Genomic DNA, 13,061 nt, shown 5'->3' on the forward strand with positions numbered 1-13,061 from the left:
CAGTGTGCCACAGGGTGGATGGAATCAGGCTAATAAAGCCATTAATGGAGCCGATAGTTTTCGTTATCGATGAGGCTGGCAGCCCCTCTCTTCGGAATCTATTCGTAATGGCTCCAGAGCCTGAGCACCTTTACGATTCGCTCGCCTTCGAGCACTTGGTAAACCAAGCGATGCTGGATATTGATCCGCCGTGAGTAGGCACCCGCCAGATCACCGACGAGTTTTTCAAAGGGTGGCGGTTTGCGGTAGGGATCTTGCGAAATCAATTCCAGCAGTTCTTGAGCCTTGGGCTTCAGGCCGCTTGCGGCCAGTTTTTTTGCATCCTTCTGTGCCTGCTTGGTGTAAACCAATCTCCATGTCACCAGTCAAGCTCCCCATCACACTCATCGACGGGTGTCTCCATCCCCTCGCGGATGGACTCCCGCATGCCGGGAACCGAGAGCAGGTACAGTGTTTCTTGTATGGCAGCCCAATCTTCTTCTGACACCAACACGGCCTTGTTCCGTTTGCCCATGATGACAATCGGCTGGTGAGATTCGGCAGTTTCATCTATCAACCGGTACAGGTTGCTGCGAGCTTCCGTAGCGGTAATTCCGGTCATGACGCACCTCTGCATTCACTACTACACTATTCAGTAGTGTACGCCTTCCGGTACGTACGTCAACACGCACGCATCATGACGGATATCAGCTCGCTCTTGCTGCGCTTCTTCTGAGTACCATATGGGTCACCTTTTCGGTCGCCACCCGCTTTACGCAGCGATAGCCGAGCGCGCGCATGTCGAGGCCGGTGAACAGGTGCTCCCCGGTGCCAAGCAAGACCGGTGTGACGGCTAGGTGAAGCTCATCGACGAGCTGCGCACGCAGGTACTGCTGCACGGTCGATATACCGCCGCCGAGACGCACGTCCCTGTCGCCTGCGGCTTCGCGGGCACGCTCCAGAGCTGCATGAATGCCTTCGGTGACGAAGTAGAACGTCGTGCCGTCCGGCATCTCGACGGGAGGACGAGGGTGATGGGTCAATACGAAGGCCGACATGTGAAACGGCGGGTTGTCGCCCCACCACCCCCTCCAGCTTTCATCCGGCCAAGGGCCACGCACGGGGCCGAACATGTTGCGCCCCATGATCCAGGCGCCGACGTTATCGAAGCCGCGGGCCACGAAATCATCGTCGGTGCCGGTTTCTCCACCCGCCTGACCCAGCACCCTTCGCTGGAAGGTCGCAGTCGCAAACTGCCAGCCCTGATTCTCCAGGCCATTGATGCCCATCGGATTCTCCAGGCTCTGCTCGGCGCCGGCAGCGAAGCCATCCAGCGACAGGCTGAAGCATGACACACGTAGCTGACTCATCGTGGCCTCCTGAACGGATGCATCGCATGGTCAGTAGTCGAACGGTCTGCATGAGATTCGACATCCCACCGGCCAGCCCGGCCCCCTCTAAGACAGCAGGAGCCTCTCATCGATGGGCTTAAACTCGTTGGCGGCGCTCATCAGAGAATTAGCCGTCAACTGCGGTACGCCATAGACCTCCGCCACCTTCCCATGGACTTGCCGGATCTTGTCTACCAGCAAGGCGAAATCCCCATCGCCCGAGACCAGCACGATGATGTCCGCCTGCTCGGCGTATTCGATGGCATCGAGGGTGATGCCGACATCCCAATCGCCTTTGGCGGAGCCATCCGCTCTTTGAATGTAGGGTTTCAGCTTCACCTCGAAGCCGATGGCGCGAAGGATGTTCTGAAACTCTTGCTGCTTACGGTCGCCTCTGTCGATGGCGTAGGCGATGGCCTTGACGACCACCCTGCCGGCAGTGGCTTCGGCCCAGAACTTGTTGTAATCGAAATTGCGCTTATACGCTTGTCGCACCGTGTAGTAGACGTTCTGGACGTCGACGAAAATGGCCACTTTATCCATTGGATAGCCTCATTTTTATAGCTCTAGTGACACCAAGCGCAGCGCCCCGAGCCAGTATGAACCGACCCGGGGCGCTTGTGTGCTGCCGGTGTTGATGCTCGTTCGGCTTACACCGCCACGCCTGCCCGCTTGGCGCGGTGCGCATGCAGCTTCTTGTAGCTCTCGATCAGGCGCTGGTGCTTCTCCAGGCCTTCGAGCTGCATGTTGGTGGGCGTGAGGCCATGGAAGCGCACCTCGCCAGTCACCGAGCCGACCACCGCGGCCATGGTCTTCTCGCCGAACATGCGGGTGAGGTTGTGCAGGTAGTCGTCGAGTTCCAGCTCGTCGTCGAGCACGATCTCCAGCACCGCGGCCATGGCCTGGTAGAACAGCCCGCGCTCCACGGTGTTGTCGTTGTACTGCTGGAACATCTCGACCCGCTCCAGGGCCTCTTCGTGCTGCCCAAGCGCCAGGTGGATCAGCAGCTTCAGCTCGAGGATGGTGAGCTGGCCCCACACGGTGTTCTCGTCGAACTCGATACCGATCAGGGTGATGATGTCCATGTGCTCGTCGAGCTGGCTCTCCTCCAGGCGCTCAAGCAACCCGGCGAGCTGCTCGTCGCTCAGGGCGTGGAGGTTGAGGATGTCCTCGCGGTAGTCCAGCGCCATGTTGGTGTTGTCCCAGATCAGGTCCTCCACCGGGTACACCTCGGAGTAGCCCGGCACCAGGATGCGGCACACCGGCGCGCCCAGGTCCTCGTGCACGGCCATGTAGGCCTCGAGCCCCAGCTCTTCTAGAATGCCGAACAGTGTGGCCGCTTCTTCCTCGTTCGCCCCGGAGAAGTCCCAATCGGCGAACTCGAACTCGCTCCTGGCACTGAAGAAGCGCCAGGAGACCAGGCCCGAGGAGTCGATGAAGTGCTCGACGAAGTTGTTCGACTCGGAGACGGCCTGGGAGTTGAAGGTCGGCGGCAGGAAGTCGTTCAGCCCCTCGAAGCTGCGGCCCTGCAGCAGCTCGGTAAGGCTGCGCTCCAGCGCCACCTCGAAGCTGGGGTGGGCACCGAAAGAGGCGAACACGCCGCCGGTGCGCGGGTTCATCAGAGTCACGCACATCACCGGGAACTGGCCGCCCAGCGAGGCGTCCTTGACCAGGATCGGGTAGCCCTGGGCCTCCAGCGCCTGGATGCCTTCAAGGATGCCCGGGTAGCGCTCGAGCACTTCCATGGGCACGTCCGGCAGCGCCAGTTCCTGTTCGAGGATCTCGCGCTTCACCGCCCGCTCGAAGATCTCGGAGAGGCACTGCACCTGCGCTTCAGGCAGCGTATTGCCGGCACTCATGCCGTTGCTGAGGTAGAGGTTCTCGATCAGGTTGGAGGGGAAGTAGACCGTCTCGCCGTCCGACTGGCGCACGAAGGGCAAGGCGACGATGCCCCGTTCCCGCTTGCCGGAGTTGGTGTCGATCAGGTGCGAGCCGCGCAGCTCGCCCTCCGGGTCGTAGATCTCGCGGGTGTAGTCGTCGAGGATGCCTGCGGGCAGCTCGTCGTTGGGCCCGGGCTTGAACCACTCCTCGTTGGGATAGTGCACGAAGGCGCTATTGGCTATCTCTTCGCCGAAGTACTGGTCGTTGTAGAAGAAGTTGCAGCTCAGGCGCTCGATGAACTCGCCCAGCGCCGAGCACAGCGCGCTCTCCTTGGTGGCGCCCTTGCCGTTGGTGAAGCACATCGGCGAGGCGGCATCGCGAATGTGCAGCGACCACACGTGGGGCACGATGTTGCGCCAGGAGGCGATCTCGATCTTCATGCCCAGCTCCGCCAGCATGGCGGACATGTTGGCGATGGTCTGCTCCAGCGGCAGGTCCTTGCCCTCGATCCAGGTGTAGGCGTCCTCGTCGGGCTTGGCTATCAACAGGGCCTGGGCGTCCTCGTCGAGGTTCTCCACCGTCTCGATCTGGAACTCGGGGCCGGTCTGCACCACCTTCTTGACGGTGCAGCGGTCAATGGAGCGCAGGATGCCCTCGCGGTCTTTCTCGGAGATGTCTTCCGGCAGCTCGACCTGGATCTTGAAGATCTGGTTGTAGCGGTTCTCCGGGTCGACGATGTTGTTCTGCGAGAGGCGGATGTTCTCGGTGGGGATGTTGCGCGCCAGACAGTAGACCCGCACGAAGTAGGCCGCACACAGCGCGGAAGACGCCAGGAAGTAGTCGAACGGGCTTGGCGCCGAGCCGTCGCCCTTGTAGCGGATGGGCTGGTCGGTGATGACGGTGAAATCGTCAAACTTGGCTTCAAGCCTGAGATTTTCGAGAAAATTGACTTTGATTTCCATGACGGGCTACCGATGGGGAAGTGTTGCTGGCGCAGGCCGAGGCGCGCAGTCTATCACACCGCCCGGGTGCTTTCGGTAACCGACGGCAAGGGGGAAGGCTCGGCGATACGCCGCGAGTCGGCAGTTGAGCCGTAGGGTGGCTGTCGGTAGGGAGTCCGGCGGTAGGGCAAACAAGAATCTACCCGGCAAACTGGTTACCGGGTAGTTCCCTGCATACTTGTGTTTTTTCGTCAGAGCCGTCTCTGCGGCTTTGTTTACGCAAATTAACGTTGAGTAACGCTGAAAGCAACATAGACATTAGGCTAAAGCATGGCCGCTCTCAGGCCGTCTTACTTGGCGCTCTCACTATGGTGCACTCCTTCATGTTGCAGTGCTTCGAGCACTCTCCGGCCCCGCGGAGAGAGCCGATAGCCCGTGCCCAGGCTCTCTGTCAGGCCCAGATTCTTGAGCTTGCGCACGTTGAGCTTGAAGGCTTCCTTCTCCAGATCCATCATCTCGCACAGCTCCCCTGCGCGGACACCGGGACGGTTCCCTATCACTTCCAGCGTCTTTCGGGTCCACGGCCCATGTGCGGCTCGCTCATCCAGCCGCCGCAAACGCTCGTGCAAGCCACGGATTTCTTCTTTCGTCAGCTCCGTCGATTCGCGAAGGGCTATCCGAGGATCGGGGCGTAACGCGCCCAGCTCGATTTTGTAGAACTCGCCTTCACTACGCCGGGAGAGTTCGCGCAGCAACGACTCGCGGGATTCATAGCCAGCCTGCATCGCATCCTGCTCGGAGATCTCCTCGAGCGCGACCTGGGTCACCGACACGATGGGCAGCTCGCCCACAGCGGTGAGCAGCGTACCTCCTGACTTTACGGTGGGCCGCTGCCAGCGTCGGAAGGCCAGCGTCGCACGGCCATCACGGATCTTTTCGAGAAACGCCTTCTTGAACAGCACGGCTATTGCCTCCCTTCTCTGCTGATGCCAGCGCTACCTTCCGCCGCTATCTTCCTCCAGTTACGTCCAGCAGCGTGCCGGTAGAGTACGAGGCTTCATCCGAGAGCAGCCAGAGGATGGCGCGGGCAACTTCTTCCGGCTGGCCGCCACGCTGCATGGGCACGCCCACCTTCACTCGTTCGACCCTGTCTGGCTCGCCGCCGCTGGCATGAATTTCGGTGTAGATCACCCCAGGGCGCACGGCGTTGACCCGAATGCCCTCGCCCGCGACCTCCTTGGCCAGGCCGATGGTGAAGCTGTCGATAGCGCCCTTGGCAGCGGCGTAGTCGACGTACTCATCCGGCGCGCCGAGCCGCGAGGCAATGGAGGAGACGTTGACGATCGCCCCGCCCTGCCCGCCGTGCCGGGTCGACATGCGCCGTACGGCCTCCCGGGCGCAGAGAAAGCTGCCGACCACGTTGGTAGTCAGTACCCGGCTCAGGCGCGCGGCGTCCATCTCCTCGACCCGCATCTGCCTTTCCAGAATGCCGGCATTGTTGACCAGCGCCGTGACCGGGCCGAGCTTCTCATCGACTTCGGCGAACAGGCGCATCACCTCGCCCTCGTTACCGACATCCCCCGCTATGGCAATCGCCTCGCCGCCGGCATGGGCGATCTCCTCGACCACGGCCAGCGCCGCCGCCTCGTTGTGACGGTAGTTGATGCACACAGCGTAGCCGCCAGCGGCAGCCAGGCGGGCGGTGGCCGCTCCGATGCCCCGGCTGCCGCCGGTAACCACCAGGACCTTTTTCAATGCGATGCCTCCCTTGCCACTACCCCATACCGCAACTCGACCATACCGGCACCCATCTGGCGTACCGATTCGAGACGCAGGGTTGGGCTCAGTACTCGACGTGGAAAGACCGGTTTGCCCTTGCCCAGGGTAACGGAGCCAATCTGGACGATGAGTTCATCGAGCAGGCCGGCATCGTGAAACTGCCCCGCCAGGTCGCCGCCACCGACGACCCAAAGGTTTTTTCCTCCCGCGGCTACACGCATCTCTTCATGGATAGGCCCCACCCCCCCCTGCACGAAACGGACGTCCGCTCCTTCGGGAATCGCCAGGTTACGATGGGTGAACACCCAGGTCGGCTGGGTGTAGGGCCATGGCGAGCCGGTTTCGGCCGCCACGGTATCGGCATTGCGCAGAATCCACTCGTAGGTGGAAGCCCCCATGGCCAGGGCGCCCACCTCGGCGATGAATACCGGGTAGCTGGAGTCGCTCAGGTCGCCCAGAGTGAACAGCCATTCCAGAGAATTATCTTCCGTGGCAATGAAGCCATCGAGACTGGCTGCGGTGTAGTACTGGGTTTTCATGATTGCCCATCTGCAAGAAAAGCTTCATGGAAGGTAACGCTACCCTGCGGAACATGATCGCCGAAGGGCAAAGCGAAGAAATACTCCGGCGGCACTCCCTCGTAGACGAGCCCAGGTACATTACGGAACCCGAACTTGACGTAATACTCAGGGTGGCCGACGAGACAGCAGCCTTGGGCGCCTATGGCTTGCAACCGGGCCAAGCCCTCTTCGATCAGTGCCTTGCCGATGCCCTGCCGCTGGTATTCCGGCAGTACGGAAACCGGCCCCAAGCCATACCAACCCATGGTGTCGTCTGAGATGCTTACCGGCGAGAAAGCGATATGCCCCACTACCCGACCTTCCCTCTCCACCACCAGCGATACTGCCAAGGCGCCAGCGGCGCGCAATTCGGCGACGATGAACTGCTCGGTATAGCTACTGTGTTCCATTTCTCGAAAAGCCGCGACGGTTACGTCGTGTATGGCATCGATATCGGCAGTTGTTTCTTCACGTATGTCGATGTTTGCTTCCATTTCAGGTACTGACTGCATTAGTGAAGGTTAGCCGGTTGCCGAACGGATCGGCCAGCGTCATGTCCTGGCTGCCCCAAGGCATCGCTTCTATGTTCGGCTTGGCAAACCCATATCCAGCGGCATTGAGCTGCTGATGGAACGCCTCGAGCTCATCGGTCTCGATCCGTAGTGCAGCGCCCGGGCTGCAATCGCCATGATGCTCGGAGAGATGCAACACGCAGCCATCCTTGGAAACCTGCATGTACAGCGGCATGCCTTCCGCGAAGCGATGCTCCCAATCCACCGTGAAGCCGAGAAATTCAATGTAGAACTCCTTGGCCTTGGCTTCGTCGAAAATGCGCAGTATTGGCGTCGTCTTGCCGAAGCTCATGCTATGAATCTCCTGTTTGGGTCGGGAGTAGCCCGCAAGGTTGTACGATATACCGTGAGCTTCTTCAGACAACCACCTTTACAGCCAACTCAGCACCATCAGGATGAATACCGTCGGATAGCCCACGATGGCGGGAGTCATGGTCAGCACCATGCCCAGCGCGCGCCCTTCCACGCCTTGCCGGTAGCCACGCAGAAACAGCACGCGGCCGACAACGAAGAACGCCACGCTGACGGGAATGAGTGAGAGCCACGCTCCTGCCACCAGGCTGGCGTAGGCAACATAGAACCCGACCGCCAATACCGCCTGTTCCAGGGTGTTCTGCAGAAACGCCACATAGATGGCGAGTTTCTCGCTCGGCGCCCCGGCAGCCGAGCCGCCGATGTCCTCAGGCGAGAACCGGCGAGCAGTGGAGACCAGGCCGACGGCCACCAGCACACAGAACAGCACCACGGCGCCGGCACGCACGGCAAAGGCCAGACGTTCCCCGAGCTCAACGGGAAAAACGATGAGCGCAGGCAAGAGCCAGTAGGCTGCACCCACCGCTATGCCGAAAAGCACGAAGCCGAGCGTGCCCGCAGAGCGGATCTTGCGTTCGGCGCGCTGCATGTCGATCTGGTCTGGGGGTGTCTTGTAGTTCTGGCTCATGCCGCTCTCCTCCTGAATAAAAGCGTAGAACGCCTCAAGCGACAGGCTTACCAGACATACTCGAGCTGTGCAGCCACCGTGGTGGCTGTGCGCATACCATAGCGCTGCTGGATGTCCGCCAGGGCCTGTTCGAGCGCAGCGGCCGGCGGTTCAGTGAGCGGCTCCAGCAACTCGGCACCGGCATGGCCGGGCACCGCCTCGACAAGCAGACCTCGCTTGGTGCGTATGAGCGTCTCGCTGTCATGGGTTGCTGCGAAAGAGGCGCGAAGGGTGCGCGACCAGGCGTCGGCCGTCAGCGCCAGAGCGATTTCATCGATTCCGTCATCGACCGGCAGCTCCAGACGCTCACGATTCCAGAAAGCCGCCCAGTTGTACGCCATGTTCAGGAGCAGACCCGCACTCAAACCGAAAGCGGACGAATCATGGCTCGCACCTGTATCGGACACTCCCAGCGTCAGGGCGAGACGTTCGGCCTCGGGCGTTCCTGCCACCGCTTCGACCAGCGCCAGGGAAACGGGCAAGGAAGCGGATACGCCCGTGGTGGTGACCCTCTGGCCATCGACCACATAACGACGGTCACGTACCCAGGTCGTATCCCGATAGCGTCGGTTCAGCTTGCCCAGTGAAAACCAGTGCCCGGTCGCCATCTTGTCCTGCAAGAGGCCGGCATGGGCCAGAGTCAGCACCCCATCGCAGATCCCCACTAACAGAGCCCCGGACTGCGCTTGCTGCTGCAGCCATCGAACTGCCCTCGGATCATCGTGATGATGCAGTGCCGGCACGATGACGATATCGGCCCCTTCGGGCCGCTGGGCGTCGAATTCCGCCATCGTTTGTTCCGCCCACACCTTGAGAGCGGGATGGAGTTCTACGGCACCCGGCCGGGTGGAGACCGTGACCACCTCCATGTGGCCCGACGCCTCGAGCACACCGAAGGGAACCATGAAGTCCGTCGTCTCGGTGCCTTCGTTGGCCGCCATGATCGCCACGACATGCCGCTCGCGCCCACCCTTGGGCGGAGCCAGCTCGAGCGCTTCATGATGCGGTGAGGTGAGTGGCGAGGTGCGCTCTGCGCTACACCCGCCTGCGAAGACTGTCGCCAGCGCCAGCAAGGCTGTGCCCAGCGACCGAGAAGCGGCTGAATTACGCATGTTCGTGTCTCCAGTGAAAAACTCCGCTCATGCTCTGCCATGCCGGCAACTGGCGTAAATGACAAAGATATCGCAAAATCAGCCAATGCAGACTTCATCCCCGACGCTTCGCACCATCGTCATCCTGGGCTTCGACGGCATTCAGGCCCTCGATCTCGTTGGCCCCATGGAAGTTTTTTCCAAGGCCAACACCTATTGCCCTGCCGGATCGCCCGCCTACCGGGTGCTGCTGGCGTCACCGCGAGGCGGAGATATCGTTTCCAACGCAGGATTGCGCATCGCCGGAACCGAGCCCTTGGCGGCACTGCCCAGCTCTGTGGATACGCTGATCGTTGCCGGCGGCGACGAAGCGGGATTGCGCAAGGTTGCGGCAGAAGGCGAACTACTCGAATGGTTGCAGCAGCGAGCCGGTTCGGTTCGCCGGCTGGCCAGCGTTTGTACCGGCGCTTTCGTCCTTGCGGCAGCCGGCTTGCTGAAGGGCCGGCGGGCGGCAACGCATTGGTCGGCATGCGATACGCTGCAAGCGATGTGGCCGGATATCGAAGTGGACCGCGACGCCATCTACACAGCCGAACCGCCCTTCTATACCTCTGCCGGCGTTACCACGGGGCTGGACCTCTGCCTGGCCCTGGTCGAGGATGATTGCGGCGCCCAGGTAGCACTGAACGTGGCGCGCGATCTCGTACTGTTCATGCGCCGCCCTGGTACGCAGGCCCAGTTCAGCGTGGCACTGCGAGCACAGGGCGCCGCCAGCTCACGCCTGGCTCCACTCGTTGCACAGATCATCGACGATCCTAGAGGCGATCTCAGCGTGCCCGCCATGTCGGCACGGGTCGGCATGAGCGAACGTACCTTCGTGCGCAGGTTTCGTGCCGAGCTCGGGGAAACCCCTGCTCAATTCGTCAAGCAGGTGCGTGTGGAGCGTGCCAAGACGCTGCTCGAGACGACCCTCTGGCCCTTGGCTCGCATTGCCGACCGGTCGGGATTCTCCGGCCTGGATGCCCTGCATCGCACCTTCCTCAAGCATGTCGGAGTGACGCCGGCAGCGTACCGTAGCTATTTTGGAATTCAGCACTAGGCAAGCTGCGTATTGGCACGCAGCGCCTTAATCCTAAGAAAGGAATAGCAAGATGCCGTCAGCGGATGATTCGAATGTGCCGGCCCCCGCGAACCGCCGCCTGCGCCTGGTGTACGACGGCGAGTGCCCGATGTGCCGGCGTTACGTACGCTGGCAGCGCATTCGCCATGACGTCGGCGAACTCGAACTGATCGATGCCAGGCAAGACAGTGAGGCGCGCCGCGAACTCACCGCCATGGGCTTCGATCTGGACGAAGGTTTTGCCCTGCAGATAGGCGAACGCTGGTATCACGGCAGCGAAGCTCTGCACCGCCTTACGCTGCTCGGGACCCGCAGCGGCCTTTTCAATCGCCTGATGTACCGGCTGTTTGCCAGCCCCGAGCGCACGGCACGGCTCTATCCTCTGTTCAGAGCGTGCCGCACCGGCCTGCTGAAGGTGCTGAGAAAAGGCCGCATCGACAACCTGGGGCGAAAGTGAGCCTGCCTGACCGAAACGCTCAAGGCGTTTCCAACCCTCGGCGCTGATGCCACTCGGCGATACTCTCCTCGGGATAGCCGGCGAAGCACTGGTCGCCTTGCTTCGTCTCGACTTCCACCCAGGCGGCTTTGCTGTCCAGCAACAGATGGACCCGCTCCGGCGGCACTGGCAGCTCGGTGTCGATAGCCGACGCGAACGGATGCACCAGCTCGGGCCAGTCGGGATCGAAAACCCATAGCGCCGAGGCGCACTTCTTGCAGAAGTGGCGCTCGCCGGAGCTCTCATGACCCTCGATCACGGCATGATAAACGCCCTGATGCTCTGTCCCCTCGACCTGCAACGTGTCGGCGAGCCCGCTCAGGTTGATGGCGTAGCCGCCCCCGCCAGCGGTCTTGCGACAGATGGAGCAGTAACAGCGCTGATAAGGATACGGATGCGGCGATTCGACGCTGAAACGAACCGCACCACAGTGGCAGGAACCTTCGAGCAACATGTTTTCCTCCTTGGCTGCATGTCGGGTCCACTGGCGTTTACAGGTTCTGGTCTCCGAAGCGAGCCAGATAGTGCCAGACTTTTTTCAACTTCTGAGCATCCATGACTTCCTCGTTAACCGCCCTTCCTATGATTTCTGGTGTCAGCCAGCCATCGACTGCGATTTCCTGGCCCGCCTTGACTATCTCATGCCCTCGAAAGCCAGGATGCTGGCTCATGGCGTCAGTCGACAATCGAAATCCTGCGTGCCACGAGGTTGCAAACGGCAACTCATTGGCCAACTTCTGCACCTCGGTATTCTTGTAACTCGGGTCCAAGACCACCGCCTGGACATCTTCATGGATATCAATCACTCCATGAACATGCGCTTCGATATAGTGATCGAGAGGATCTCTTTCATCAGAATCCGCCATTTCAATCAAGTGTCCTACATGGCGTCCCGCCCCGTAGCCTCTGGGGCCAAAAAAGCTTTCCGGGTAACAGAATGTCACCCTATCCAGTAATGTCGGTCTGAGCTTGAAATACGAGGAGCCGAAGCGAGGAGAGCCTCCAGAAGCAAGCTTCTTGTAGTTCAAAGCGCCATATTTCGGACGAGCGGAAGGCTCACAGCTATCGTAAGCGCCTTTGAATGCACAGCTTTCCCATATCCACCGCGCACCACCAGGAAAAGCAGTGAGACCTCCATTACTGGTGCGTGTTTCGAACTGAGATTTCAGCACACCATCAAGGTTAATCGCTGCCAGCAAAGGCATGCCTGTTGACGTCAAACGATCAGGATGGAAGTTGATCGTCACTTCCAAGGTATCAGCCACGACTCTTCCGCAGCCGTTTTTCCTAAAGAAATCAATACACTTTGATTGGGGCTCGCTCAGAGCACCAAGGGTGTTGTTGGTATCCATTTCATCAGCCATTAGGGAACCTTGAATCCGACAGCCTGCGACACCATTGACAGCCGTGCGGAGCGAGGGCAACGCCTCTTTGGTCATTACCGCATGCTATTAGGCTCGCGACGATAGACACGCTACGCTCCTGTATAGCCTTTTAAACCACCATGGACCCGGTTGCCCACCGGCATCAAGTAAAGGAGAGCCTCATGAGCCCACGCATTCTGATGGTCCTGACCTCCCACGACCGCCTCGGCGATACCGGCGAGCCCACCGGCTTCTGGCTGGAGGAGCTGGCAGCCCCCTACTATGTCTGCGTGGATGCCGGCGCCGAGGTAGTACTGGCATCGCCCAAGGGCGGCAAGCCGCCGCTGGACCCGAAGAGCGACGCCGAGGAGAGCCAGACCGAAGCGACCCGTCGTTTCCAGCAGGACGACAAGGCCCAGCAGGCCCTGGCCAATACGCACAAGCTGAGCGAGGTCAGCGCCGATGACTTCGACGCCATCTTTTACCCCGGCGGCCACGGCCCGCTCTGGGATCTGGTCGACGATGCGGACTCGATCCGCCTGGTCGAGACCTTCTGGGCGCAGCAGAAGCCGGTGGCTGCCGTTTGCCACGCGCCCATCGTGCTGATCCATGCCCGCGATCCCGATGGCAACCCGATCATCCGTGGCCGTCAGGTCACCGGCTTCAGCAACGACGAGGAAGCGGCAGTCGGCCTTACCGAGGTCGTACCACATCTGGTGGAGAACGCCCTCAAGGAGGGTGGCGCTCACTACTCCAAGGCGGATGTGTTCACCCCATATGCCCGCCAGGACGGCAAGTTGATCACCGGGCAGAACCCGCCCTCGTCGGAGCCTACGGCCAAGCTGTTGTTGGAGGCCATTTGAGCGAAATGCAAAGCTTCGAACCTTGCTGACGGGACACCCCATGCA

General features: G+C 60.9%; 17 protein-coding genes. 3 read left to right on the plus strand and 14 right to left on the minus strand.

The genetic code is table 11. The features are described 5' to 3' along the window. Nucleotides 1-98: 98 nt before the first annotated feature. The 12 genes from HOP58_RS12615 to HOP58_RS12670 all read right to left on the minus strand — a co-directional run bounded on the left by HOP58_RS12615 (nucleotide 99) and on the right by HOP58_RS12670 (nucleotide 9,194). Complete coding sequence (locus HOP58_RS12615) at nucleotides 99-362, minus strand: Txe/YoeB family addiction module toxin (RefSeq protein ID WP_234260473.1); 264 nt, start codon at nucleotides 360-362, stop codon at nucleotides 99-101. Further along, entirely contained in the window at nucleotides 359-601 is a 243-nt protein-coding gene (locus HOP58_RS12620) for a type II toxin-antitoxin system Phd/YefM family antitoxin (RefSeq protein WP_103968938.1), read from the minus strand. Before HOP58_RS12620 ends, HOP58_RS12615 begins: the two co-directional genes overlap by 4 nt. Before the next feature lie 85 nt (nucleotides 602-686). After that, complete coding sequence (locus HOP58_RS12625) at nucleotides 687-1,349, minus strand: dihydrofolate reductase family protein (RefSeq protein WP_234260474.1); 663 nt, start codon at nucleotides 1,347-1,349, stop codon at nucleotides 687-689. 87 nt (nucleotides 1,350-1,436) lie between these two features. Further along, complete coding sequence (locus tag HOP58_RS12630; RefSeq protein ID WP_234260475.1) at nucleotides 1,437-1,913, minus strand: NYN domain-containing protein; 477 nt, start codon at nucleotides 1,911-1,913, stop codon at nucleotides 1,437-1,439. A 107-nt stretch (nucleotides 1,914-2,020) separates the two neighbouring features. Next, the gene (locus HOP58_RS12635; protein WP_234260476.1) at nucleotides 2,021-4,213 is read right to left on the minus strand and encodes an OsmC domain/YcaO domain-containing protein; all 2,193 of its coding nucleotides are present in this window, start codon (nucleotides 4,211-4,213) and stop codon (nucleotides 2,021-2,023) included. Nucleotides 4,214-4,542: 329 nt separating this feature from the next. Next, a complete protein-coding gene (locus HOP58_RS12640; protein WP_234260477.1) occupies nucleotides 4,543-5,154 on the minus strand; it encodes a hypothetical protein in 612 nt (203 codons plus the stop codon). Between the two features lie 46 nt (nucleotides 5,155-5,200). Then, on the minus strand, nucleotides 5,201-5,947 hold the full coding sequence (locus HOP58_RS12645; RefSeq protein ID WP_234260478.1) for an SDR family oxidoreductase: 747 nt from the start codon (nucleotides 5,945-5,947) through the stop codon (nucleotides 5,201-5,203). Next, nucleotides 5,944-6,510 carry a dihydrofolate reductase family protein gene (locus tag HOP58_RS12650; RefSeq protein WP_234260479.1) on the minus strand — a complete coding sequence of 189 codons (567 nt, stop codon included), beginning with the start codon at nucleotides 6,508-6,510 and terminating at the stop codon, nucleotides 5,944-5,946. Before HOP58_RS12650 ends, HOP58_RS12645 begins: the two co-directional genes overlap by 4 nt. Continuing rightward, nucleotides 6,507-7,025 carry an N-acetyltransferase gene (locus tag HOP58_RS12655; protein ID WP_234260480.1) on the minus strand — a complete coding sequence of 173 codons (519 nt, stop codon included), beginning with the start codon at nucleotides 7,023-7,025 and terminating at the stop codon, nucleotides 6,507-6,509. Before HOP58_RS12655 ends, HOP58_RS12650 begins: the two co-directional genes overlap by 4 nt. A gap of 1 nt (nucleotide 7,026) precedes the next feature. Further along, nucleotides 7,027-7,467 (minus strand): glyoxalase superfamily protein, encoded by a 441-nt coding sequence (locus tag HOP58_RS12660; protein WP_267963426.1) that lies wholly within the window; start codon nucleotides 7,465-7,467, stop codon nucleotides 7,027-7,029. A gap of 6 nt (nucleotides 7,468-7,473) precedes the next feature. Next, nucleotides 7,474-8,043: a hypothetical protein gene (locus HOP58_RS12665; protein WP_234260482.1), complete on the minus strand. Its 570-nt coding sequence runs from the start codon at nucleotides 8,041-8,043 to the stop codon at nucleotides 7,474-7,476. Nucleotides 8,044-8,090: 47 nt separating this feature from the next. Next, nucleotides 8,091-9,194, minus strand: coding sequence for a DJ-1/PfpI family protein (locus HOP58_RS12670; protein ID WP_234260483.1), 1,104 nt, complete (start codon nucleotides 9,192-9,194; stop codon nucleotides 8,091-8,093). Between the two features lie 85 nt (nucleotides 9,195-9,279). Here HOP58_RS12670 and HOP58_RS12675 point away from each other — a divergent pair, with 85 nt between their 5' ends. Then, nucleotides 9,280-10,272 carry a helix-turn-helix domain-containing protein gene (locus HOP58_RS12675; RefSeq protein ID WP_234260484.1) on the plus strand — a complete coding sequence of 331 codons (993 nt, stop codon included), beginning with the start codon at nucleotides 9,280-9,282 and terminating at the stop codon, nucleotides 10,270-10,272. A gap of 52 nt (nucleotides 10,273-10,324) precedes the next feature. Further along, nucleotides 10,325-10,750 (plus strand): DCC1-like thiol-disulfide oxidoreductase family protein, encoded by a 426-nt coding sequence (locus tag HOP58_RS12680; protein WP_234260485.1) that lies wholly within the window; start codon nucleotides 10,325-10,327, stop codon nucleotides 10,748-10,750. Between the two features lie 19 nt (nucleotides 10,751-10,769). Here the strand turns inward: HOP58_RS12680 and HOP58_RS12685 are convergent, their stop codons facing one another. Both HOP58_RS12685 and HOP58_RS12690 read right to left on the minus strand, forming a co-directional pair. Next, nucleotides 10,770-11,243 carry a GFA family protein gene (locus tag HOP58_RS12685; RefSeq protein WP_234260486.1) on the minus strand — a complete coding sequence of 158 codons (474 nt, stop codon included), beginning with the start codon at nucleotides 11,241-11,243 and terminating at the stop codon, nucleotides 10,770-10,772. Between the two features lie 37 nt (nucleotides 11,244-11,280). After that, on the minus strand, nucleotides 11,281-12,228 hold the full coding sequence (locus tag HOP58_RS12690) for a DUF3626 domain-containing protein (RefSeq protein ID WP_234255434.1): 948 nt from the start codon (nucleotides 12,226-12,228) through the stop codon (nucleotides 11,281-11,283). Nucleotides 12,229-12,335: 107 nt separating this feature from the next. Between HOP58_RS12690 and HOP58_RS12695 the strand changes: the two genes are divergently transcribed. Next, nucleotides 12,336-13,016: a type 1 glutamine amidotransferase domain-containing protein gene (locus HOP58_RS12695; RefSeq protein ID WP_234260487.1), complete on the plus strand. Its 681-nt coding sequence runs from the start codon at nucleotides 12,336-12,338 to the stop codon at nucleotides 13,014-13,016. Nucleotides 13,017-13,061 lie beyond the last annotated feature (45 nt).

It is taken from the genome of Halomonas sp. MCCC 1A11062 (assembly GCF_021404355.1).
GTDB lineage: Bacteria > Pseudomonadota > Gammaproteobacteria > Pseudomonadales > Halomonadaceae > Halomonas > Halomonas aerodenitrificans.